The sequence below is a fragment of the Insulibacter thermoxylanivorax genome (assembly GCF_015472005.1).
GTDB lineage: Bacteria > Bacillota > Bacilli > Paenibacillales > DA-C8 > Insulibacter > Insulibacter thermoxylanivorax.
Genome location: NZ_BMAQ01000008.1, coordinates 75,331 through 98,439 on the forward strand (window position 1 = coordinate 75,331; position 23,109 = coordinate 98,439).

Annotated in this window: 19 protein-coding genes and 1 pseudogene; 14 read left to right on the forward strand and 6 right to left on the reverse strand. The window is 51.7% G+C overall.

Annotated elements, in window-relative coordinates:
• Positions 1-146: 146 nt before the first annotated feature.
• From PRECH8_RS05885 to PRECH8_RS05920, 8 genes and pseudogenes are all read left to right on the forward strand, one after another.
• A complete protein-coding gene (locus PRECH8_RS05885) occupies positions 147-1,151 on the forward strand; it encodes a 2-oxoacid:acceptor oxidoreductase family protein (RefSeq protein WP_200966166.1) in 1,005 nt (334 codons plus the stop codon).
• A 172-nt stretch (positions 1,152-1,323) separates the two neighbouring features.
• Complete coding sequence (locus tag PRECH8_RS05890) at positions 1,324-3,630, forward strand: thiamine pyrophosphate-dependent enzyme (protein WP_200966167.1); 2,307 nt, start codon at positions 1,324-1,326, stop codon at positions 3,628-3,630.
• Positions 3,631-3,682: 52 nt separating this feature from the next.
• Positions 3,683-4,255, forward strand: a complete 573-nt coding sequence (locus PRECH8_RS05895; RefSeq protein WP_242457456.1) for a hypothetical protein — start codon at positions 3,683-3,685, stop codon at positions 4,253-4,255.
• 454 nt (positions 4,256-4,709) lie between these two features.
• Positions 4,710-5,306 (forward strand): annotated as a pseudogene (locus PRECH8_RS05900) (sulfate ABC transporter substrate-binding protein); the annotation flags it as partial.
• 282 nt (positions 5,307-5,588) lie between these two features.
• Entirely contained in the window at positions 5,589-5,768 is a 180-nt protein-coding gene (locus PRECH8_RS05905) for a YezD family protein (protein ID WP_200966169.1), read from the forward strand.
• Between the two features lie 214 nt (positions 5,769-5,982).
• Positions 5,983-6,861 carry a hypothetical protein gene (locus PRECH8_RS05910; RefSeq protein ID WP_200966170.1) on the forward strand — a complete coding sequence of 293 codons (879 nt, stop codon included), beginning with the start codon at positions 5,983-5,985 and terminating at the stop codon, positions 6,859-6,861.
• Between the two features lie 591 nt (positions 6,862-7,452).
• Positions 7,453-13,248 carry a right-handed parallel beta-helix repeat-containing protein gene (locus PRECH8_RS05915; RefSeq protein WP_207161773.1) on the forward strand — a complete coding sequence of 1,932 codons (5,796 nt, stop codon included), beginning with the start codon at positions 7,453-7,455 and terminating at the stop codon, positions 13,246-13,248.
• Between the two features lie 118 nt (positions 13,249-13,366).
• A complete protein-coding gene (locus tag PRECH8_RS05920) occupies positions 13,367-14,179 on the forward strand; it encodes a LysM peptidoglycan-binding domain-containing protein (RefSeq protein ID WP_200966172.1) in 813 nt (270 codons plus the stop codon).
• A 97-nt stretch (positions 14,180-14,276) separates the two neighbouring features.
• Here the strand turns inward: PRECH8_RS05920 and PRECH8_RS05925 are convergent, their stop codons facing one another.
• Positions 14,277-14,813, reverse strand: a complete 537-nt coding sequence (locus PRECH8_RS05925) for a DoxX family membrane protein (protein ID WP_371871181.1) — start codon at positions 14,811-14,813, stop codon at positions 14,277-14,279.
• Positions 14,814-15,225: 412 nt separating this feature from the next.
• Here PRECH8_RS05925 and PRECH8_RS05930 point away from each other — a divergent pair, with 412 nt between their 5' ends.
• Entirely contained in the window at positions 15,226-15,825 is a 600-nt protein-coding gene (locus tag PRECH8_RS05930; RefSeq protein ID WP_200966173.1) for a DoxX family membrane protein, read from the forward strand.
• A gap of 97 nt (positions 15,826-15,922) precedes the next feature.
• Here PRECH8_RS05930 and PRECH8_RS05935 read toward each other — a convergent pair whose 3' ends face one another.
• On the reverse strand, positions 15,923-17,089 hold the full coding sequence (locus PRECH8_RS05935; protein ID WP_200966174.1) for an iron-containing alcohol dehydrogenase: 1,167 nt from the start codon (positions 17,087-17,089) through the stop codon (positions 15,923-15,925).
• Positions 17,090-17,302: 213 nt separating this feature from the next.
• Here PRECH8_RS05935 and PRECH8_RS05940 point away from each other — a divergent pair, with 213 nt between their 5' ends.
• Together PRECH8_RS05940 and PRECH8_RS05945 are read left to right on the forward strand one after the other, a co-directional pair.
• On the forward strand, positions 17,303-17,488 hold the full coding sequence (locus PRECH8_RS05940; RefSeq protein ID WP_200966175.1) for a hypothetical protein: 186 nt from the start codon (positions 17,303-17,305) through the stop codon (positions 17,486-17,488).
• A gap of 133 nt (positions 17,489-17,621) precedes the next feature.
• Positions 17,622-17,900: an alpha/beta-type small acid-soluble spore protein gene (locus PRECH8_RS05945; RefSeq protein WP_200966176.1), complete on the forward strand. Its 279-nt coding sequence runs from the start codon at positions 17,622-17,624 to the stop codon at positions 17,898-17,900.
• Between the two features lie 339 nt (positions 17,901-18,239).
• Here PRECH8_RS05945 and PRECH8_RS05950 read toward each other — a convergent pair whose 3' ends face one another.
• From PRECH8_RS05950 to PRECH8_RS05965, 4 genes are all read right to left on the reverse strand, one after another.
• Positions 18,240-18,464, reverse strand: coding sequence for a DUF1128 domain-containing protein (locus PRECH8_RS05950; protein WP_200966177.1), 225 nt, complete (start codon positions 18,462-18,464; stop codon positions 18,240-18,242).
• Positions 18,465-18,631: 167 nt separating this feature from the next.
• Entirely contained in the window at positions 18,632-19,351 is a 720-nt protein-coding gene (locus PRECH8_RS05955; protein ID WP_200966178.1) for an SOS response-associated peptidase, read from the reverse strand.
• 121 nt (positions 19,352-19,472) lie between these two features.
• Positions 19,473-19,787, reverse strand: coding sequence for a dehydrogenase (locus PRECH8_RS05960; protein WP_200966200.1), 315 nt, complete (start codon positions 19,785-19,787; stop codon positions 19,473-19,475).
• A 70-nt stretch (positions 19,788-19,857) separates the two neighbouring features.
• Positions 19,858-20,304 (reverse strand): cupredoxin domain-containing protein, encoded by a 447-nt coding sequence (locus tag PRECH8_RS05965; RefSeq protein WP_200966179.1) that lies wholly within the window; start codon positions 20,302-20,304, stop codon positions 19,858-19,860.
• Between the two features lie 175 nt (positions 20,305-20,479).
• Between PRECH8_RS05965 and PRECH8_RS05970 the strand changes: the two genes are divergently transcribed.
• The 3 genes from PRECH8_RS05970 (at position 20,480) to PRECH8_RS05980 (ending at position 22,926) form a co-directional block, all read left to right on the forward strand.
• Entirely contained in the window at positions 20,480-21,109 is a 630-nt protein-coding gene (locus PRECH8_RS05970) for an MBL fold metallo-hydrolase (protein WP_200966180.1), read from the forward strand.
• 223 nt (positions 21,110-21,332) lie between these two features.
• Positions 21,333-22,067 carry an SAF domain-containing protein gene (locus PRECH8_RS05975; RefSeq protein ID WP_200966181.1) on the forward strand — a complete coding sequence of 245 codons (735 nt, stop codon included), beginning with the start codon at positions 21,333-21,335 and terminating at the stop codon, positions 22,065-22,067.
• Entirely contained in the window at positions 22,048-22,926 is an 879-nt protein-coding gene (locus tag PRECH8_RS05980; RefSeq protein ID WP_200966182.1) for a CpaE/TadZ family protein, read from the forward strand. The genes PRECH8_RS05975 and PRECH8_RS05980 overlap by 20 nt, the downstream gene beginning before the upstream one ends.
• Positions 22,927-23,109: the final 183 nt, after the last annotated feature.

Genomic DNA, 23,109 nt, shown 5'->3' on the forward strand with positions numbered 1-23,109 from the left:
TATGCTGGGACGCCTTTCCGCAGGCGTGCAGTGCACAAAAATGAGGAACATCATATTCAAAAGTAGAAATAAGTGGTATAATTTACTCGGCGGTCTTATTTTTTTGACTATTCTTAATATTTGGTTTCTAGGGAGGGAGATTGAGGATGGCTGTACTTCCGAGAACGAATGAACGAGGATTCTTCGAGATTCGCCTGGAATCGATCGGGGGGCTGGGCGCTAACTTGGCCGGCAAGATGTTAGCTGAGGCAGGCGTTGTTGGAAGCGGTTTCAATGGAGTGAGTTTTTCCTCTTATGGTTCTGAGAAGAAAGGATCCCCCGTTAAAGCGCATATTCGTTTCTGCGATCCCAGCATGAATATTCGCGATACGACGCCGGTCGAACGGCCTCATATCGTAGGGATCTTCCACGAGAATCTGTCGCGGACGGTCAACGTGATCAGCGGGATCTACGAAGACAGCATCGTCTTAGTGAACTCGGCGAAGACGCCGGAACAGCTGAAGGAGAAGCTGAATCTTAAGGGCGGGACGATCGCCGTCGTCGACGCGACGGGCATCGCGCTGGAGGAGAAGAACCGGGTGAACATGGCGATGCTGGGTGGATTGTTCCGGCTTTGCGATTTCTTGGACCCGGAACATATGAAAGGGATCATACGCAAATCCCTGGAGAAAAAATATCCGCATGCCGTTGAACCGGCTCTGCGCACCTTCGAGCGCGGCTATGAAGAGGTGACTTTCCAAACCTTCGAACTGCCGGAGGGGACGGAACTGCCGAAGCCCGTTCGTTGGGACATCCCGGTCCTGGGCTATGAGACCCAGCCGATCGGCGGCACGATCATCAACCCGGGCAACAGCATCCTGAAGGATCTCAGCATCTCCAGGCAAGGGATGATGCCGCATTTTATAGAAGAGAAATGCATCCACTGCGCGCAGTGCGACATCGCTTGTCCGGATTTCTGCTTCGTGTGGGAAGAGAAGCCGGATAAGAAGGGACGCATGCAGATGTTCCTGCAGGGGATTGATTATCAGTACTGCAAAGGCTGTTTGAAGTGCGTGACGGCTTGTCCGACGCAAGCGCTGGTGGCGGAACGTGAAACGGATGGATATGCTGAAGAGCATCGCGTGCCGCATCGCTTCGAACTGGCGCAGTGACAGGCATCGGATCGATGCCGGGACGGCGAGGCTGCAGGTGAAGGCAGCAGTTCTTGGCGGTTTCTATGGTTTAGATATTGGTTTCCCCTTTGGTTAGGCTTTGGTTGAGGTTTATTGGGACTGAGGTTAGCAGCGTTTGACATGAGATAAGTATGTGAGGTGAGGGTTAAAGATGGCGATGAATATCGACAAAGAACTGAGCAAAGGCACCGTAGAACAGCGCATGGTCTACGAGTCCGGCAACGAGATGGCGGCGTATGCGGCTCACCAGATCAACTATCACATCATGGGATATTTCCCGATCTCCCCATCTACGGAAGTGGCTCAATTTCTTGACCTGATGAAGGCCAATGGCCAGCATGATATCAAGCTGATTCCAGCCGACGGCGAGCACAGCTCCGCGGGGATCTGCTACGGTGCATCGGCAGCCGGCGGACGCGTCTTCAATGCGACGAGCGCCAACGGCTATCTCTATATGCTGGAACAGATGCCGGTGCAGTCGGGGACTCGCTTCCCGATGGTCATGAACCTGGTATGCCGGTCCGTATCCGGCCCCTTGGATATTCACGGGGACCATTCGGATCTGTACTTCGCTCTGAACACTGGATGGCCGATCCTGCTGTGCCGTGATCCGCAGGCGGTCTATGATATGAACATCATGGCGCTGAAACTGGCAGAACACCCTGAGGTTCGCCTGCCCGTTCTGGTCGCATCGGATGGATACTTCACTTCCCACCAGAAGCGACGGGTACAGACCTTCGCGCACCGCGAAGATGTCTTGAAGTTCATCGGCGAGCAGCCGCCGGAAGGTTTCCCGGATGTGCTCGACCGCAATAATCCGATCACCGTAGGTCCGTACATGAATGAACCGGACTTCATCAACAACCGTTATCAGCAGTCTGAAGCCATGTACAGAGCCGGCGAGATCTACGATGAGATCCGCAAGGAATATGCCGTGCTGACGGGACGGGATTATCCGATCCTCGACCTGTATCGGATGGAAGATGCAGAGGTCGCTGTGTTCCTCTTGAACTCCGCATCCGAGATCATCAAGGATGTGGTCGATGATCTGCGTGCGAAGGGGATCAAGGCCGGTTCGATCTCGCCGAACATGATCCGACCGTTCCCGCAGAAGCAGATCGCCGAAGCGCTGAAGAATGTCAAGGCGATCACCGTCGGCGACCGCGCGGATTCCTACGGTGCTTACGGCGGCAACATGACGAACGAGATCAAGGCGGCCCTGCAAACCTACGGCAACAAGGATACATTGGTGATCAGCCGGATCTACGGTCTCGGCGGCAAGGACTTCTACGCAGAAGACGGGCTTCACTTCTTCGAGCTGGCCATCGATGCGATGAACAAGGGATATGTGGAGAAACCCTTCGACTACTACGGCCATACGCCGGGCGATCCGGACAAGGCGCCGAAGCGCGTCATCGAACCGCTGAAGTATGAAGATCTGAAGACGGGACTGATCCGCGTACAGAAGGATGAAGAGACCGGCGAGCTGAATGTTCGCGTGCCCCCGATCCGCCAGCTGATGAACAAGCCGAAGCGTCTGGCACCCGGCCACGGCGCATGCCCGGGCTGCGGCATCTTCTCCGGCCTCGAGCTGTTCTTCAAGGGAATCGAAGGGGATATCGTCGCGCTCTATCAGACGGGATGTGCGATGGTCGTCACAACGGGCTATCCGTACTCCTCGCACAAAGCGACGTATATCCACAACTTGTTCCAGAACGGTGCGGCTACGCTTTCCGGTGTGGTCGAGATGTTCTTGGAGCGCAAGCGCCGCGGCGAACTGGACAAATACGGCCTGAAGGACGACTTCACCTTCGTTATGATCACCGGCGACGGCGGCATGGATATCGGTATGGGTGCTGCGATCGGCAGCGCGCTGCGCAACCATAAGATGATCATCCTCGAATATGACAACGAAGGATACATGAATACCGGTGCGCAGCTGTCTTATTCGACGCCGCTCGGCCACCGCACGTCGACATCGAACATCGGCAAATATCAGGGCGGCAAGACCTTCCACCACAAGGATACGCCGAGAATCATGGCAGCTACGAATATTCCGTATGTGTTCACCGGTTCTGAGGCGTTCCCGCAAGACCTCTTGAAGAAGGCGGCGAAGGCTCAGTACTACGCACAGAACGAAGGGCTGGTCTACGGTAAGATCCTGATCACCTGTCCGCTGAACTGGCTGTCTGAAGAGAAGCTCGGACAGAAGATCATCGAGGATGCGGTGAACTCCTGCTTCTTCCCGCTGTATGAAGTAGAGAAAGGGAAAACGAAGATCACGTACAATCCGGAGGATCGGGGCAAGCGCATCCCGCTCACCGACTGGCTGAAGAACATGGGCAAGACGCGGCATCTGACACGTCCGGAATACGCGGAAGCATTGAAGGAGTTTGAAGAAGAAGTAGAACGCCGCTGGATGCGCCTCAAAGCCAAACACGAGAATCCGTATCTGTAATTGAAAGTGAGATTCATGAGTTCTAATAATCTGTATTTGTAGGAGAATCCTTATGACGATGACAGGACCCGGTGCCGGCCGCTCCCTCGCTGGAGGCGGGCGGCAGAAGGCACATGAGGCACAGACGGCAGCCGAACGGAAGGAGGCGCTGCTGGCGCTGGACAGCGAAGGAGACCTCCGGAAGTTCGGTGAGCAGCTGGCGAAACAAGGCTTCACGGTCGTGCGCAGGTTTCTCGAGGAGCTGCGGCAAGTGCTCCGCGAGTTCACCGATGAGGATGCCGATGAAGCGGCCTTGTTAATCGAGCGAGTGCGCAAGGCCCTGCCTGATCCCGGCAAGATCAGTCCGTCCTGGCAGGACCTCTGGCGGGAGTTCGAAGGGATCGTGCGTTACAAGTCATCGCTGCTCCGGGAGATCCCGGCATCAGACAGGGACGGAGAGTGGCAGGTGCTCATCGATAACCCGTATTCCCATGAACATATCGCGGTATATCCGGGTCTGTCCTTTCTGGAGGCCGCGTATATGTACGCTTATTTTCGAACGGATCTAGAGAAAAATGAATACATTCGCTTGCAGAAGGTGGAGACGGTCATCTGGCATACCGGTGAGGATCCGTCTTCAACATAGCGGATGAACAAACAGGCTGTCCGTGCAGGGATCGGATGGCCTGTTTTTTTGTTTGTAAGGATGAACATGGCACATGACTGGGCGGTCGTGCATAAGGTGTACATGGGCGAGAAGCGGCCGCAGGATGTGCGATTTTTTTATCCGTTATTTATAAGAAAATATGATGAATGCCCAAAGAGTTACTTATTAACAAAATGAAAAAAAGTCCTTGACCGCAGATGCTCTTATGCATGCGTTTCAGCCGGAATTCCCTCCTCCTCTGTCCGCTTTTATCCATAGTGACAACATCTTCGCCAGCTATTGACAGGAGAAATAGACGGGTGTATGATTTCCGATAAATCCTAGATAATTAATATGAATTAAGTTCGACCGGACAGCCGGAGACTTTTTCAGACTTCTGCATGATCAGCGGTGAACCATGTTTGATGAGTAGAAGAGGGGAGAGAACATGTCGATGAAAAAGTTATCTGAGCTGTCTTTTGTTATGGTCATGATCTTGGGACTTGCCGCTTGCGGCGGTGGAAGCGGCGGGCAATCCCGGATACCGTCTGCTTCCGAAGACCCTGCGGCTGATCCCATGAAGCCAGCCGTTGAACTGCTGAATGTTTCTTATGACCCAACGCGTGAATTGTATGATGAGTTCAATGAAGTTTTTGCGAAGTATTGGCGGGAAACGCAGAACCAAGAGGTGAGGATCAAGCAATCCCACGGCGGTTCCGGCAGTCAAGGGCGGTCCGTCATCGACGGCATCCAGGCCGATGTTGTCACCCTGGCGCTGGCGTATGACATCGACGCGATCGCAGAAGCCGGACTGATCGACAGCGATTGGCAGACGAGGTTGGCGGATAACAGCTCGCCCTATACCTCGACGATCGTCTTCCTGGTGCGCAAGGGCAATCCGAAAGACATCCGGGACTGGAGCGATCTCATCGAGCCGGAGATCAGCGTGATTACGCCGAATCCCAAGACCTCCGGCGGTGCCAGATGGAATTATCTCGCTGCTTGGGCTTATGCGCTGAAGCAATATGATAACGATTCATACAGGGAGAAGAGGTTGGGGTATTCATTCACAGGCTGTATCTGATTCGCGGCGGGGTACTGCAGATCGTGGAAAATGCGAATAAGCATATCGAGCTCCCGCAGGCAAAGCACACAGCGGCTCAACCTGCAGCGGTGAGATAGGCGAATCGTTAGGACGGATGGCTGCAGGCGCATAGGCGTGTGACGCGGGGCGGATCGGTGCAGCGAAGGTTGGGGAGAATTGCAAGGTTGAGCACGGTATACGGCTGCAGATCACAGCAATTTGTATGTTCAGCAATATGGAGGGATGAGGATGGGCAAATCGGTGCAGATCGACGACATCTGGTCCAAGCGGGTCTTGGACAGCATCAAGGGATTGGAATATGGCAGCGTGCTGATCATCGTGCATGACGGGAGGATCGTGCAGATCGAACGGACGGAGCGCAGGCGCTTTGATACGCCGCAAGCTGGGAAGCGGGACGCAGCGGAGTAAGAAGCAGCTGAAGTTCGGTTGAGTATGGGGGATATAGGGGAGCAAGCAAATGCGGTATGAGGAGAACGGATCGTCCGATCTTGGATGGGCGGTCCGTTTTTTCGCATCTCCAAATATCTTCAAAATCTATGAAAATTTGTTGATCAAAATACAAAAATGGGATATAATCTCAAATGAAAAAAGGATCAGCTCAATAACAGAGGAGCACTGAGTGATGAATAGGTATCTTGGGCTGCTGGTATTGATCTTCCTAATGAGTGCATGTACTTCTGAAAGTTCTACTGGTTCAACATTGCAGGATGGTGACACTAACCGTGTCGAGCAAGAAATGACGACAGCAGATGAACAACATGTTCAATCCGACCAGCATCAAAATGTTGAACCGATTCCTGCCAAGCTTCCGGACCCTTATACCATGGAGAATATCCAAGCTGCGGTCGATGAGTATATCAATTATGATATGTGGAACAATCCTCCTGGAATTACGAATTATGAACCGTACATTGGAGAAACCTTCGAAGTAGAAGTTCGCATTTATGATGATGAAATTTATGCAGTAATTGAGGAGATTGATGATGATCAGCAATTTTTTAAGTTATTAAATAAGAACAATACTGTCTATATTGACAGAACTTTGACAAAAGAAGAAGTGCCGGAAGGTGATTATGTATCGGCCTCCCAATTTGATTTAATCATCTCTAAGTTACGAAGTCCAAACTTCGGAAAATCCACTTATAAGGATGAATTGTTAGCTGCAGCTCGAAAATATTATGAGAGTTATTGCGAGAAGAGACAAAATTCTGAAACTGTTGAAGAAGAATGGAAAGGGATCGTGAATTTCTATATTCGAGACTTCTATGAATACAGTACCGATACTTATGCTTGGTTTGTCTTTCCAAATGGTGATGCTTATATGGCGCCGGTCTTTTTTGATGAAAGGAACGGCACTATAGCAGCTGTAGGAATGAAAGGACTTTATGTTGAGGATATTTATTTACAGCCGGAAGATAGTATGTATCGCTTTTGGTTTGAACGAGATTTAGAAGCAACGATCGAGGTTTTGCCGTGCGTAATCGATGATGAAAATGAATGAGGATCGACGATGATCGACGATGCTTGCTGATCTGAACGACGCTCTAGATGCGAGGGTGGACACGCTGAGTAAGGTTTGGATGTTGATCATAATCGCTATGCTTTACTTCGTGTACTGCGGATGAGCAATGAAGGAATAGAATAGCCTCGTCATGACTGTGCGGCGCCGACTCCGGCGCCTTTTTCTAATTTTCAGGACGTTTTTTGACCTGATGCTTATTTTTTTATAGTGGTGTCATTTTTTCATATCTTCATGATTGTGCTGTGGAGAATGCCTGCTGATCCTCTTCATATAAGAACCTGATTATAGAGGTTATCCATCAATTTGGTTACATTAGGAGTACCAACATGAGTGAATCATCAAGAAGCCGTCGAGGAATGCATCTGTATGTTAACGCTTACAATTATAGGAAAGGAGGTAAGTAGTTTTCACAGGATCAAGGAAGAATCAAAGGAAATGTTCAATGAAGAGACGGCAGCGGGGTCTAGGATGGATGAGAAACATGCTTGGGATGACAACTTGTGTCAGGAGGGAGCATGTGCGTTGACGAAATTCAGAAGATTCAGAAAAAGAGTGTCTCTGATTGTATCTTTGCTGATCGCTCTATCCACGTTTCCGCCGGCTGGATTCGCTGATGATTCCGATCCAATGGCCGGAGGGATCATCCATATCTTGAGCGATTGGTCGGGCAGTGTGTTTGGTGATCTAGGCGGAAATGATAAGCTGACCAAAGAAAACTTCGAGATCACCGAGCAGTCTGATGGAACAGTTAAGATAAGAAGTTCGAATAATCGCGGTAAGATTGCCAGCAGCACGGAAGGAATCGCATACTATTACAAGGAAATCGAAAGTCATAAGAACTATGAATTACGTGCCAAGGTAACAGTAGAATCGTGGAATGCGAACAATCAGGTCTCGTTTGGGATCATGATGCGAGAAAATATCTTGATAAATGAAAATAATTCGTCCTTCACAAGCGATTATCTTGCAGTTGGCGCATTGGATCAGCAGATGAAAGGATTCTACAAAAACCTCGGACATCAAGTCAAATCAGGATATGAATTTACCGCCAATGTTCCCGCTGCTGGAGAAACGTATGATCTAAGTCTGAAGAAGACAGGGAATACGTATCTGTTGCGGATCGGAGACGAGACGCGGGAACTCGAAAGTCTCAGCACTTTCAATTATATCGGTCTCTATACTGCAAGAAATACAACGGTGATCTTCAGCGAAATTGAGCTTTATGAGATTCCTTCAGCATATCATATGGATTATGAAGATTATGAATTCCGAGCCTTCGGCAGCAATACGAGTGAATCTAGGAATCCCAGACCTTATGTTGATTCCGAAGAGGGCGGGTTAGTAGTTATTGCTAAAGGAGGAAAAATTGCAAGCGGTGATGAAGGGCTCTCCTTTGTCTTCACAGAGCTATCTGCGGACGCGAATTTTACCATCTCCGCTGCAGTGAGAGTACGCAGTTTCAATGAAGACAGTTCGATCAGCACGCCCAATCAGAAATCCTTCGGTCTGATGCTCAGGGATGAGATTGGAGGGGAATATGACAGCAGTACCCAGACATCAAATTATGTAGCCGTCGGCGCTTTAGATCAAAAAATAAAAGCATTCTACAAAAAAGGATCGCAGACAAAGCTGGATCAATATGATGTGAACGACCCGGTCAAGGATGAAATCTATGAACTGTCGATCCGTAAGAACGGGGATACTTATCTGCTGATGGTGAACGGACAAACTCAGCTCCTCGAAGCGAAGGATATTTTCACAGATCGCATCTACGCAGGCTTGTATGCAGCTCGTGATGCAGATGTAGTGTTCCAATCTTTCAGCACACAAGAAGACCTGCGAAAGCCCTTATCATTAACGGCTGATCCCAGTAATATGAAGACGGTCTATCTGGTGGGTGAGAGCCTGGATCTATCCGGCTTGAACGTCAAGACCGTTACACAGGATGTATATGGGTATCAGAGAACGGAATGGCTTACTACTAAGGAATATGTCGTGACCGGCTTTGACAGCAGCCAGGAGGGGACGAACAGGATCACAGTGCATTTTAACGGTCTGTCTGATCATATAGATCTTCAGATCTTAGAAGCATCAGTCACAACGATGGAGATCCTGTACTATCCTGCTAAGATGATCTATTACCCTGGGGAGATTTTTGATGCTCAGGGATTGGCGGTCCACGCGACTTATAATTCCGGTCTGAGCGGCATTCTGACGCCGGATCTATATACGATCTCTATTCCTGATGCGGTGCCGGATGGGGATCGCTTTAGATTTGATCAGCCGGGCAATTATACTGTGAGAGTGATCTCGAATGAGACACCTGAGCGGTATGTGGAATTCGATGTAACGGTCAAAGCAGTTTCATTAGAAGCACTGGAGATACGTCAACCTCCAGCGAAGACCCAATACTTCATAGGCGATGTATTGGATCTCAGCGGGATCAAGGTATATGCATTATACGATGATGGCTCCTCGGTGAGACTGCTGAGAGATGACTTTACGGTCAGCGGCTTCGACTCTGTGACCGTTGGCGATAAGATTGCCGTTGTGACTTATAACGGCAAGTCCGCCAGCTTCAAGGTGAATGTGAAGGAGAAGGAAGCAACGCACCTTGAAGTTAAGGATTATCCGAAGACGACATATACCGTGGGAGAAGTTCTGGATCTGACGGGGATGACCGTTAACAAAGTATATGATAACGGCGATCGGGAGCTGTACAGTGCCTTTAGCTTGGATACATCGGCCTATAATGCTGCACAGCCGGGCGTGTACCCTATTCGTATCATCCCGAATGATCCAACGCTGGAGCCGATCGAGCTGCCTGTTACCGTTCGTGAGAAGAGGGAGTATGAATGGCATGCGATTCGCTTCGGTCAGTCGACCTCTGATGCGAACAATAAGGTGACGGTGAAGGAAGACGGTACGATACTTCTGGAAGCGCTCGGAGGCAGTGCAGGCAAAGTCACCGGCGATCACGACGGGATATCGTTCTATTACACCGTAATCGATGGCAAAGAGGAGAACTTCGTCCTTTCAGCGGATATTCGCGTCATCGAATATGCGAAAAACCCCCATGATGGTCAGGAATCCTTCGGAATCATGGCCCGCGATGCCATCGGCAAAGCAAGGGACTCGTCGATCTTTGCCTCGAATATAGCAGCAGTCGGAGGATACAGCGGCGGTACGAGAAATGATAACGGTACCCAATTATTCGTAAGAACCGGTGTTGAGTCCCCGGATGGCACAGGAAGTCAAGGCATCCAGCGGATCATGCTTCGGAATGAGCGTCCGAGACCGGAGAACACGTATCCTGTTCAGGATTACCGTTTAACGCTGGCGAAGACGAACAGCGGATTCGTCGGCAAGATCAATGACGGCCCGGAAGCGATCATCTATGAACCGGATATCCTGACGGTACAGGATGATCAGATCTATGTCGGATTTTTCGCGGCACGATTAGCTGTTATCGAAGTGAGCAATATTGAATTCGAAGTGACCAGCGCCGCTTCCGATGCACCGCGGGTTGAGCCGCCCAAGCAGCCGATCGAGCCTGAAGTGGAGATCCTCTCGCTGGCTCGGACATCGGAGACCGACTATATCTTTAGGGCTGCGGCTAATGCAGCAGGTACATTCACTTTAAATCTTGGGCGAGAGCTGATCGTTCAGGACCACGCTGGTGAAGCCGGTGAAGTGGTCGAGATCCCGGTCGAATTAAGCAGAGGGGAAAACCGCTTCAGCTTGACCTTCATCCCTGATGATACACAGCTGTTGACCAGCTACGATAAGATTGTCACGAATTTCATGGTTGAAGTAAGAACTTATCAAGAAGACGGAGATATCTATGTATCGCCTCTGGGTACACCGCTTGGTGATGGATCTAGAGAGAAGCCTTTGGATCTGGATACAGCGATTGACTTTGTATTGCCTGGTCAGAAGATCATCGTAATGGATGGAACGTACAAGCGAAACTCGAAGCTGGAGATTAAGAAATACAACGACGGCCGGCCCGATGCGATGAAGATGCTGTATGCTGAAGAAGGCACGCGTCCTGTGATCGATTTCGATAAGAAATCCGAGGGCGTTGTGCACAGCGGGAATTACTGGCATGTGAAGGGACTGGACTTCGCACGCAGTGCACCTAATACGAAAGGTTATACCCTGGGCGGCAGCCATAACATCATCGAGTTGAACCGATTCTATGAACATGGCGATACAGGGATGCAGATCAGCCGAACGGATCAAGCAGCGACCATCGATGAATGGCCATCGTACAATCTGATCCTGAATAATGAATCCTTCGATAACGCGGATCCGTCTCATAACAATGCTGACGGTTTTGCTGCGAAGCTCACTTCTGGGGTAGGCAATGCTTTCATTGGGAATATCGCGCGGAACAATATCGACGACGGCTGGGATCTGTACACCAAAGCAGGCCAAGGAGCCATAGGACCCGTTATTCTCGAGTACAACATCGCTTATCATAATGGCTTCCTGTCGGATGGGACAGTGGGCAACGGCGATAAGAACGGCTTTAAGCTTGGCGGTGAAGGTATTCATGTACCGCATATCGTTCGATATAATATTGCCTTTGAGAACGGGGCAGTAGGATTCACCAGCAACAGCAACCCCGGTGTGATCATCGAGGACAGCATCTCGTTTAACAATGACGGGGCGAACCTCCATCTCTCTACCTACACTGGTATAGAGGAAGACTTTCAACTGAACGGATTCGTATCGTATCGAACGAAAGGGACGGCAAGGGATGTTGTACCGGAGAGACTGAAGTCGAAGGATAATTTCTTGTTCGATGGGACTAGATCGGTCAATGCAGCCGGCATCGCTTTAAGCGATGAGAACTTCGCAAGCCTGGAACCTAAGCTGCCATTTGAAAGGGATGAGAACGGTAATCTCGTCTTAGGAGATTTCTTGAGATTCATCGCTCCGGAAATACCTGATGATGACGATGATACACAAGATCCGACGGATCCGACTGATCCATCAGAGCCTGGCGATAACGATGATACAGATGAGCCGACGGATCCAACTGATCCGTCCGAGCCTGGTGACGGTGACAGTGAAGAACCTAAGAAGCCGGGCGGCGGAGGTCCGGGATATGTCATCATCGGCACGCCGACTCCTTCGACTCCAACCGCGAAGTATGATCTGTCGGTAGGAGAAGACGGAAGCGTTAAGATAACAGTTGAGACATCAACGAATGAAGCGGGCGTGAGGATCGCCGTGATCGATGAGAAGCTCATGGATCGGGCGATGAATGAAGCCGCGGCAGACGCAATGGCCCGCAAGCACATCATCATCGATGCGGCGGATGATACAGCAGCTGCTGATCATTATGCCATCACGATTCCGGCTAATGTGTTTGACAAGGATGCAGAAGATCTGCTTGTGACACTTCGTACCGATGCTCTGACGATGACACTGTCCAGCGATATGTTCGCAGGTGAAACGTTGGATGCGGATCAGCTCACCTTCAACATTCGCATTGTTCAGCCTGATGAACATCGCATGGTACAACTCGCTGATCGTCCAGCCTATGAAATCTTCATCTCAGATGGCGATAAGCGCATCGCTTGGAGCCATCCAAGGTCTGCTGTTCGCGTTGAGATTCCATATAAGCCGTCTGCTGCAGAAACGAACCATGAATTCATCGTCGTCTGGCATATCGATGAACAAGGAAGGATCACAACGATCACGAACGGCAGATATGCGGCGGAGACGGAGAGCGTTGCCTTCACGACAACACACTTCAGCCGGTTCGCGATTGCATACGCTGCCAAGACCTTCGCAGATCTAGCTGCATATCCTTGGGCGAAGCATGAGATTGAAGTCATGGCAGCGAAAGAAGTGATCAAAGGTGTATCCGCCGATGCATTCGCTCCGGGACAGACGCTGACGAGAGCGGACTATGCTCTGCTTCTGACAAGGGTATTTGAGCTCGAAGGCCTGGTCGATGGGATTCATGCTCAACAATTTGCTGATGTCAAACCTGGTGATTACTATTACGATGCAGTTCAGATCGCAGCAGAACTTAACATCATCAAGGGTACGGGCGACGGCAGTTTCAAACCGCGCGATCCGGTCACGCGGCAGGATATGTTTGTGATGGCAGCGCGCGCGATGCAAGCAGCAGGCAGGTGGGATGACGATGCGGGTGCAGGATTTGATCTGACGGTGTTTGAAGATCATGCGAAGATTTCGTCTTACGCAATCGATGCAATCAGAGGACTGACGAGTGCGGGACTCATCCGCGGAGACGGGACTTTAGTACGCCCGTTGGATCAAGTATCCCGTGCAGAAGCTGCGGTGCTCATCTACCGGTTGTATAACGAGGTACACGCTCGCTGATTATGTCACAGAGGAGGACGGAGACATGCCGTCCTCCTTTTTCTTGGAAATAGGCACTTCTCCCATGCGGTTTGTATATCTTGTTATATAAGAGCCTGTTAAGGGAGTGTGATAGAAGGTGCCTGTCGTGCAAGGTGTTCATATTATCTATACCGTAAGACCGGGCGATACCCTGTACTCCATCGCGCGTCGCTTCGGCAGTGAAGTCCAACTGATCGAGCAGACCAATGCGCTGTTCCCGCCGATCACAGACCCGGGATTGATCTATCCCGGTCAGGTGCTGCTGATTCCGGAGACGGGGATCGGACAGCGGCAAGAGATTACCTATATCGTCAATCCAGGCGACAGCCTGTATACGATCGGCCTGCGTTTCTCCGTCACCCCGGATATTCTCGCCGGCCTCAACCCGCAGATCACCAATATAAATCTCATCTATGCCGATCTCCCGTTGGAGGTGCCGGCCTTCATCTACAGTGTGGAACGCGGGCAGTCCCTCTACTCGATCTCGAGGGAGTTGGGGGTGCCGATGAACGCGATCATCCAGGCCAATGCCAACCGGCCTGGTTTCTCACCTGATCTGCTCTACGAGGATTATGAACTGATCATCCCGCTGCCCGCGTCCCGCAATATCCTTGTTCGCGTGCCGCTGCCCGGTTCACGGATCATGCCCGGTCAAGCCTTGGAAGGGATCGCCAGGGCTTTTGAAGCGGTGATCCATTATCAATTAATCGATGATAACCGACAATCCGTCATCTCAGAGAAAACCTTGTTGGTTTCTGAAGGGGCGCCGGCATTCGGCACCTTCTCATCTGCTTTGCGGTATGAGCGCCAGCCGACAACTTCGTCGGGAGAGCTATGGGTATATGCCCGAAGTGCGAGGGATGGACGGATCATCGATCTGGTGCAGGTGAGGGTGATTATAGGCGAGTAGGAATGAGGAGCGGAAGATCATGAAGCAGCCATACAGTCAAGCAGTCCCTTAGGAGTTTGACTCCCCAGGGACTGCTTAATTATACAACGATGGTGTATTACACGGCAGGACGGGTGCCGGGTTTGACCGCGGTGTCTTGATTGGCTGCTGTTTTCCCCTTGCGAGCGAAAACCTTCCTTAGGAACGGCATGAGGTAATAGTCGATGCCGAACCGTCCTGCATGGTGACCGGCCATGAAGATGATGCCGCCGATCAGGACCATCCATGGATTGGTGCTGATGGTGCCGGCAAAGAGGAACATGAAGTTCATCAGGAGTCCGAAGAAGGCGGCAGCGGCAGTGAGAGCGCCCAGGATTAAACCTAAGCCTACCAGAAACTCACCGACAGGGATCAAGAAGTTGATGAGTTTCACGTTCGGAAGAGCGAAATGTTCCAAAAATGCTGTATAAGTCGGATAGATCACTTCATCGCCCTTCATGACGGGATTAGCTATGACATTTTTCAGATACCCTTCTGCATTGAACCCGCCGATCAGTTTGTTCCAGCCGGCCGTCAACCAGCTCCAACCGAGATAGACGCGAAGGATCAGCAAGATGCCGGCTGCGTATATGTTTTCTCTTAAGAATTTGACCATGATCATCATCTCCTAATCATTATTTACTAAGGGTTTGATCGAAAGAAATCAATAATTGTGATTTAATTCACAGATATGAGTGAAAAAATTCACAATCCCAGGAATAAAAAGTTCGGCAGCAGATCAGGGACGATATGTTTCCCCGATTCCAAGGATTCAACCAATGGAAGTGCTTCATGCCGATCGACTCCTCTCTGCGATGGTTTGTAACTTAGATCACGATGTTGGCGTGACTTTTGTTAGTGATCTTTGTTACACTTTTACTATAACATAGATATTGGAAAATGTGAATGTGATAAATTTCACAATTATGTGAACATCACTTCGACATTTTCTGCACGATTTCACTGTGTTATGATAGCAGTGAAATTAGACAATTAGACAATCTTGGAAAGACGAGGAGAGTGTGATCATGGCAAAGGCGAAATCCGTAGTGCGCAAAGGAGACTACATCATCGTCAAGGAAAATCCGGTCTCGATGTTTCTGTTCAGCAGTACCAAATCCGCTTGGATCTGGCTGATCATCCGCTTGTATCTGGGGTATGTGTGGCTTAAGGCGGGTCTTGGCAAGTTCGGCAGCGAGGCTTGGACAGGCAGTGAAGCAGGGGCGGCGATCCGCGGGTTTGTAAACGGCGCCCTGGCGAAAGCAGAAGCAGGTGCAGATGTTTCAGGCTGGTATGCGGCATTTCTGGAACATGTGGTGCTGCCGAATGCGGCGATCTTCTCTTATCTGGTGGTCTTCGGTGAGATTGCTGTAGGACTGGGCTTGATCCTCGGACTGTTGACGGGAATCGCAGCCTTCTTCGGTGCACTGATGAATGTCAGCTTCTTGTTCGCTGGGACGCTCAGCTCGAACCCGCTGCTGTTCATCTTGGCGACGTGGATCGTGCTGGCCTGGAAGGTGGCGGGCTGGTACGGGTTGGACCGCTGGGCACTCCTCAAGCTGGGCACGCCGTGGGACTATGTTGAGGGCAAAAAATCAAAGCCCAATAAAGGTCAATCCGACGAATAATCAGAATCCTAACAATACGCATCCTGTAAACAAGAAAAGGCTGGATTCGCCCATGGGGCGGACCCAGCCTTTTGCTTGCTGCTTTACTTGAGCTGCTTTACAAACTCATGCGAAGGATCTCCTTAACATCTTCTTGGTGCAGCTCTTTGAATTGGCCGATTGGACCGAACCTTACGGCTTCTGCGGCCATCTGATCGAGATGTTCATCGCCGATGCCGACGTCGGACAGCGTTGCAGGAGCACCGATGCGGGTGAAGAACTCGCGGGTGGCTTCGATGCCGGCCAGTGCAACTTCCTCATCGCTCTTGCCGGCCGGATCGATGTTCCATACACGGGTTGCGTATTGGACGAAACGATCAACGCGTTCCTTGTAGACGTACTTCATCCAGTTCGGGAAGATGATCGCAAGTCCGGCGCCGTGTGCAATATCATAGATAGCGCTGACCTGGTGTTCGATCTCGTGCGTCGCCCAATCTCCCTGCATGCCGAGGCTGATCTGTCCGCCGTTTAAGGCCATCGTTCCGCACCACATGATATTCGCCCGCGCATCGTAATCCGTTGGCTTGGCAAGGGCGGTTTCGGCATTTTCGATGACCGTCTGCAGGATGGATTCACAGAAGCGTTCTTGCAGCGGCGTATTCGGCGTCTTGCTGAAATATTGCTCGAAGACGTGGCTCATCATATCGACGATTCCGTTAACGACATGCTCGCGCGGCACCGTGTAGGTGAGTTCGGGATCGAGGATCGAGAATCTCGGATAAGCGTGCTGGCTGCCGGAACCGCGTTTTAATTTCAATTCCCAGTTGCTGATGACGAAGTTCCCGTTCGCTTCGGAACCCGTCGCAGATAAGGTGAGGATGGTGCCGAGCGGCAGAGCAGACGCTGGCTGCGCCTTGCGCTCGAAGAAATCCCATACGTCTCCTTCATAAGGTACTCCAACGGCGATCGCCTTGGCCGCATCGATGACGCTTCCCCCGCCGACCGCCAGAATGAGCTGAACATCTTCCTTCCGGCAGATGTCGATCCCTTTGCGAACGGTCGTAACACGGGGATTCGGCTCAACACCAGGCAGTTCGAAGACCGCGGCATCGATGCTCTTGAGCTGTTCGATTACCTTGTCATAGAGACCGGTTCTTTTGATGCTTCCCCCGCCGTATACGAGAAGGACTCTCGTTCCGAAGGGCTTCACTTGTTCGGCTAGTTGACTGACAGTCCCCTTCCCGAAGATGATCTTGGTGGGGTTCTGAAACGTAAAGTTTAACATGCAGCACTCACTCCTTGGTATGTAGACTGCGCTGAATTCATCTGAAACACAGGTGATCAGATGCACAAACTTCAATCGTATTATAGCAAAAACTCCTGCAAAAGATGTTGATATTTGATGCAGGATTTATAATGTTTTGTAAAGGAATGATGCATTTTGCGGGCATGGAGACTGTGATATAATGCAGGGATAAGCTGGAAGGGGGCAGAACGGATGAAACTTGCACTGAATGTCTATTGGGGAGAGGAAGAGATCCGTCAGGCGGTGATAGATCTTAATCCGGATAAATTCGAGCCGCTGAGCGAGGAAGAGAAAGAAGCGGCTGTAGAGATGATCATTCGCGATTATATCAATCAACATCTCACGGTCAGGTGGGAATTGGAAGAAGATGAGGGATAGGCGGGGCTTGCGTCTCGTTAGATGGATGGTTCAGGTGATCGCTCAGACCTTGTATGAGGCTTAAAGCCCCTTGGAGCGTGAATGTCTTATGCTTTGCCGCGGCATCCTAGAAGCAAAAAAGGAGGGATGAACGTTGGCCAGACGCAGAAGACGTACACCTATAGTGCCCGAGGCCAGGGCGCAGATGGCTCAGTTCCAAGCACGCGTGATGCGTGATGCAGGGTTTCCAGTGGATCCGCAGAGGCCGGAGAATGTGAAGTATGAAGTGGCCAGAACACTCGGAATCAACCTCCAGCCCGGCTATAACGGCAATCTGAGTACGGAAGATGCAGGCAGGGTTGGCGGCCGGATCGGCGGAACGATGGTCAGAGAGATGATCCGCCTGGCACAGGAACAGTTAGCACGGAGATAGTGTGACCATGTGGATGGGGTGTTGCGATTTTATCCTATATTTAGGATAAATGTGATCTGGATGCTGGGTGGGTCGATAGTTTTGACGTAAAAATCGGACAAAACATGGTAGGATGATGGTGTCGTTGGCGGGTTTTGACCTAAAATTCGCACAAAAGTTGGAAGAATGCGGTGTTTTCCGCAGGGTTTTGTCCTAAAAATTCGAATAAAAGCAAGCAGTCGGCAGGTTCGTCCGGGTGTTTTGTCCTAATAATCATACAAAAATCCGCGCATACGTGCTGCGCGGGTCATGCGAATCCGCGTGCGCAGGCCACGCGAATCCGCCTCGATCCATACGATACTAAGCCTTGCGCAGCTGGCCGAGTTCGCTGACGATGGCTTCCATCTCGTTGATGCTGAAGTGATCTTTGCTCATCACCAGTTCATAAATGTCGCGAATGTCCTCATATCGGTCGAGATCGAAGGATTCGGCGTTCATGCCGATGGCTGTGGCCATTTTTAATTTGGTGATCATGCGATCGATCATATACTGCACGTTCTCTAACGATCTTTGGTTCAGATCCATCATGTCCATCCTTTCCTTAAGGAGGCTGCAGAGTCAAGGAATGGCCTCCTTCCCGTATACTCCCCATATGGTATCGTGTTCGTCTATATGCGTCAAGTGACGGGATGAGTCATTGCCGGATTAGTCGGAGAATTGGGGAAAGGTTCTTCAGACAGTGAGATAGTAGTTTAGAAAAGCGTCAACTGTTCGCCGTCCCCACCGGCGTCGTTATCCGGCACCTTATATTCTTCGATGCAAGCGGGCGTGTCATTCGCCACGTTGCCGACTTGCGGGTGAACGGGATATGCCTGCATGTCCTCTGCGGGATAAGACTTCAGCAGGGACAGGAGCTCCGGGATCGACTGCAGATCTCGATCCAGCCAGGCTGATTCCGCCTCGCGGGGCAGAATAACGGGCATGCGGTCGTGGATCTCAGCCATGAATTCGTTAGGTGCGGTGGTGATGATCGAACAGGTGTGGAGAACCTTGCCATCGGGGCTTGTCCATGTATCATAGATGCCGGCCATGGCGAACAGTGGTCTGCTCTTCAGCATGATGCGGAGGGGCTGTTTTCCGTCCGGTGTTTTCTTCCACTCATAGAAGCCGTCCGCAGGAATCAAGCAGCGCTTCCTCACCAGCGGCTCGCGGAAAGAGCGCTTCTCGTGGATCGTCTCTGCGCGTGCATTGATCATCTTGTAGCCGATCTTCTCATCGACTGCCCAGGACGGAACCAATCCCCAGCGAAGCGGACCGGCCCGGCGGCGCCCTTCATCATCGGCGATGATCGCTGCGATCTGCTGACCGGGAGCGATGTTGTAGCGGGGTTCGAATCTCAGATTGACCGATTGGACATAGAAGAAGTTCACCCATTCCTCCTCCGAAACCGTTAGTGTGAATCTCCCGCACATGATCTTGACCTCCTGTCGACGTATGCTTCAAAGAATCCTGCGGCCATGATTCCTTCGCCAGGTCCGGTCTTAAGAGAAGTCATGGCCGTCACCGTGAATTTATGCATCATTGTAACACACATCAACCGCCGAACGCATCCCGGAATGCCCGGCTTAACGCTTCCTTATCGATATTCCATAATGCAGCGATCTCACCGGCGACCTCTTCATCGAACCAATCGGCCAGCAGCTTGCGATTGCTTCCGTTCTCATGGATCCAGAGCAGATTGCCGACGACCTTGCGGAAGTAGAGTTTCTCTGCTTCAGCTGCCTTCCCAGGCGGGACGTAGATCTTCAGACGCTTGATCGTTCGATAGAGCTCCTTGTTGCATGCACGCCGAATGCCGCGGGCTGTGGGCAGAGGTGCCGCGTGTTTCTCCTTCGGGAATTTCTGCAAGATGACCAACGCCTCCTCTCCTTACATGTTTATGCATGGGGGGAAGAGGCGGCTACTGCCTGCGGGAAGATCAGTTCACCACGAGGTAGCCGATCATCGGTACATGGCTGGTGTGCTCATCATGAGCGATGCAGATGATGCGGAACGTCCCCTTGCGGTCGGCGGTGAATTGTACGGAGGTGGTTTCCCCTTTCTTCACGGTATCCTGGATGTTATAACCTTCGATGATGAAGGGATGCTGCGCTCCGTGAACACCGTGAAAATTCAAGGTCACTTGCTGTCCGTGCTGAACGTAGATCGTCCCCGGATCGAACCGGTATATCTCGTATTCTTGACCTTGTTTGGTTTTGCCTTCGAATTCGATGACTGCGATGTGGTATTCCGCGGTACTCGCCGCCGCTGAAGCCGGTGTATCCGAGTTCACGGAGCTGATATAGAAGGCCGCGATGAGGACGACAGCGAACAGGGCACCGAAGAGGATCAAGGTGGACCGCCTTAATACGAAGACCCTGGCCATAATCAGATCACTCCTTTCAACATGTGTACACGTTGTTAGTATCTATGTGTATGCAGCGGGAAATGAGACATGCCGACAGTTTGTCAAACTTGTGAGGGTCTGACTTTACTTGATCGGATGAGTATGCATACAATGTAAACAATGAAAACTAGGCAGAAAGGATCGTGACTTGTCTATGCTGAAGATCGAACGTTTCGCACTCGGAGCATTGGAGACGAACGCCTATCTCATCCTTACAGAAGATGAGAAACGCGGCGTGATCATCGACCCCGGCATGGACCCGGAGCCGCTCCTGGAACGCATCAAGGAGATCGAGATCGAGGCGGTGCTGCTTACGCATACGCATTTTGATCATATCGGCGGGGTGGATGCAGTACGAGAGCTCAAGGGATGTCCGCTGTACGTGCATGAGATCGAACAGGAATGGCTGACGAACGGGGAACTCAACGGCTCTCTCATGTGGCCGCAGATCGGCGGGGAGATCACGGCGAAGCCGGCTGAGCATCTGCTGAAGGAAGGAGATCGGCTGGAGCTGCTGGGGGAGACCTTCGAAGTCTTTCATACTCCTGGCCATTCACCGGGAAGCGTCAGCTTCCTGCTGGCTAAGCAGCAGGTGATCTTCAGCGGTGACGTGCTGTTCCGCATGTCCGTCGGGCGCACGGATCTGTACGGCGGAAGCTCGCGCGAGCTGTATGCTTCCATTCACGAGAAGTTATTTACGCTGGATCCAGAAACTCATGTTCTGCCGGGGCATGGACCAGCGACGACGATTGCGTTTGAGAAGGAGCATAACCCATACGTGTGAGGAAATATCAAGAAAAGTTTACAAAAGTATGGACAAATTCCTGTGCATCTGGTAATATTTATACACCGAATCTCTGATTAGGATTTGGTACAGCGATCGCTGGCAGGTATGCTGGACGTCTACATAGTTGAATAGCGCAGTTATGGTTGGCGAAGGACGCATAACCAGGGAAGATTCCCGGTTGTGCGTTTTTTTATTTTTGGTTGATGGGAGGGAATGGTCTATGCTGCGAATTCGCCGTCTGCTGATCAGTTTAACGGCTGCTGTGGCGGCAGGAGCGCTGGTCTATGCGATCTACGTCGCCTTGCTGAAACAGGTGGAGATGCAGGAGACGAGGCAGGTCATCGTTCCTGCCCGCTTCATCCCGCAGGGAACCGTGCTGACAGAACAGCTTCTGAAGCAGCGCGCCGTCTTGGCGGCGGCGGTGGATGGGGAGATGATCACGCGCTTTGAGGAGGCGGTCGGCAAGCAGGCGCTGATCCCCCTCGGCGCCGGGGAGCCCGTTCTCAAGTGGAAGCTGTCCTCGCATATGGTGCTGCCTTCAGCGGGGGAATCCGCCTTCGAGATTCCAAGGGAGTATATCCGTTCGATCTCCGGCGGGATCCGGGAAGGGGACTTCGTCCGCGTCTATGTCTCCAGTGAACAGGGAGGCAGGAGACTGCTTGTGGAAGATGTGCGTGTTGCTTCGGTGAAGTTGTCGATTGCCGGGCGGGACGGCGGCAGTCCGGAGCTGCGTGAGGAGGCAGCGGATGGGCACCAGCAGCTGTTGGCGCTGCGGGCTGGTCATCCGATCGAACGGATCAATCTCATACTTACTGAGGAGCAATGGCTGGCCATCGATGAAGCTTGTCAAGGCGAGGAGCGGGGCAAGCTGATCATTGCTCTGCCTGGGGATGCGGGTCCTGAGCCGGCGGAAGGATGGAATGGAGGGATCGATGATGAGGATCGGACTTGGTGAGACGCTGGACAATCTCGTGATGTTCGTCGGTACTACACCGAATATCGGGACGACGGCGATCGCTTATCGCACGGCGGCGGCTTTGGCCGTCGGCGCTCCGAAGAGCCGGATTGCTTATCTGTGTTTGAACTTGAAGAGTTCGAAGATTGCCCGCTACTTGGGAATCCATGATCCTCATGCAGAGCTCAGCATGCTGCGGGCGGAGCTGAAAGCACGGTCGCTGACGGCGGCGCGGCTGGAGAAGCTGTGCCTTAGGGCTAAGCCGCTTGCGAATCTCTTCGTGCTCTGCGGGAATATGCAGCGGGCGCAGGCAGAGTTGTTCGCGCCGGAGGATCTCGAACATCTGCTTATGGTCGCCGGCGAAGCTTATGATCTCTGTGTCGTGGATTGCAGCGCCTACTGGGACAATGCGGCCACCGTTGTCAGCGGGATGCACGCGAAGGTGAAGCTGCTCGTGACCCAGCCGAAGCTCGATGCTTTCCAGGATGATTATCATGGCTGGATCACCAATACCGCCGCGATGTTCGGAATCGATCCGCGGGAGTTCGCATTGATCTTGGCACAGACGGGGCAGTCAGCCGATGAGTATCGAGCGGGGGAGATTCAGCAGGCGACGGGGCTGCCTATGATCGCATCGATTCCTTATGACAAACAGCTGATAACGGACATGCAGCAAGGCCGGCTGCAGAGCTGGCAGTTGACGAATCGTGCTGCTGCGCGGGCCATTCATCCCGTCTGCCGCTATATAGCCAAGCGGACAGGGATCGATTGGGCGTCATCGGAGGCGCCGCGCTCGCTTCTCGGCATCCGTATGCGGAGGTGGAAGCAGGCAGCGGAACAGGCGGTGGGGAAACCATGAGCGGCAGGATCGGAGTCAGGGCGATAAAGTCTGAGAAAAAGTCTGTGAATCAGGTGCAAGGAGATAAAGTGCGAGGAAATAACATGCGAGGGGAAAACGCGCAAGGAGATAAATTGCTAAGAGACAGCGTGCAAGCATCAACTATGTCAGGGACCAATGTGCACGAAGAGCGGTTTTCAATAT

Coding starts and splice junctions, on each gene's coding strand:
- PRECH8_RS05930 (WP_200966173.1), top strand. CDS start 15,226: ATGGCAAAGGCGAAATCCGTAGTGCGCAAAGGAGACTACATCATCGTC.
- PRECH8_RS05955 (WP_200966178.1), bottom strand. CDS start 19,351: ATGTGCGGGAGATTCACACTAACGGTTTCGGAGGAGGAATGGGTGAAC.
- PRECH8_RS05885 (WP_200966166.1), top strand. CDS start 147: ATGGCTGTACTTCCGAGAACGAATGAACGAGGATTCTTCGAGATTCGC.
- PRECH8_RS05905 (WP_200966169.1), top strand. CDS start 5,589: ATGGGCAAATCGGTGCAGATCGACGACATCTGGTCCAAGCGGGTCTTG.
- PRECH8_RS05890 (WP_200966167.1), top strand. CDS start 1,324: ATGGCGATGAATATCGACAAAGAACTGAGCAAAGGCACCGTAGAACAG.
- PRECH8_RS05970 (WP_200966180.1), top strand. CDS start 20,480: ATGCTGAAGATCGAACGTTTCGCACTCGGAGCATTGGAGACGAACGCC.
- PRECH8_RS05910 (WP_200966170.1), top strand. CDS start 5,983: ATGAATAGGTATCTTGGGCTGCTGGTATTGATCTTCCTAATGAGTGCA.
- PRECH8_RS05950 (WP_200966177.1), bottom strand. CDS start 18,464: ATGGATCTGAACCAAAGATCGTTAGAGAACGTGCAGTATATGATCGAT.
- PRECH8_RS05895 (WP_242457456.1), top strand. CDS start 3,683: ATGACGATGACAGGACCCGGTGCCGGCCGCTCCCTCGCTGGAGGCGGG.
- PRECH8_RS05980 (WP_200966182.1), top strand. CDS start 22,048: ATGAGGATCGGACTTGGTGAGACGCTGGACAATCTCGTGATGTTCGTC.
- PRECH8_RS05975 (WP_200966181.1), top strand. CDS start 21,333: ATGCTGCGAATTCGCCGTCTGCTGATCAGTTTAACGGCTGCTGTGGCG.
- PRECH8_RS05935 (WP_200966174.1), bottom strand. CDS start 17,089: ATGTTAAACTTTACGTTTCAGAACCCCACCAAGATCATCTTCGGGAAG.
- PRECH8_RS05940 (WP_200966175.1), top strand. CDS start 17,303: ATGAAACTTGCACTGAATGTCTATTGGGGAGAGGAAGAGATCCGTCAG.
- PRECH8_RS05965 (WP_200966179.1), bottom strand. CDS start 20,304: ATGGCCAGGGTCTTCGTATTAAGGCGGTCCACCTTGATCCTCTTCGGT.
- PRECH8_RS05925 (WP_371871181.1), bottom strand. CDS start 14,813: ATGGTCAAATTCTTAAGAGAAAACATATACGCAGCCGGCATCTTGCTG.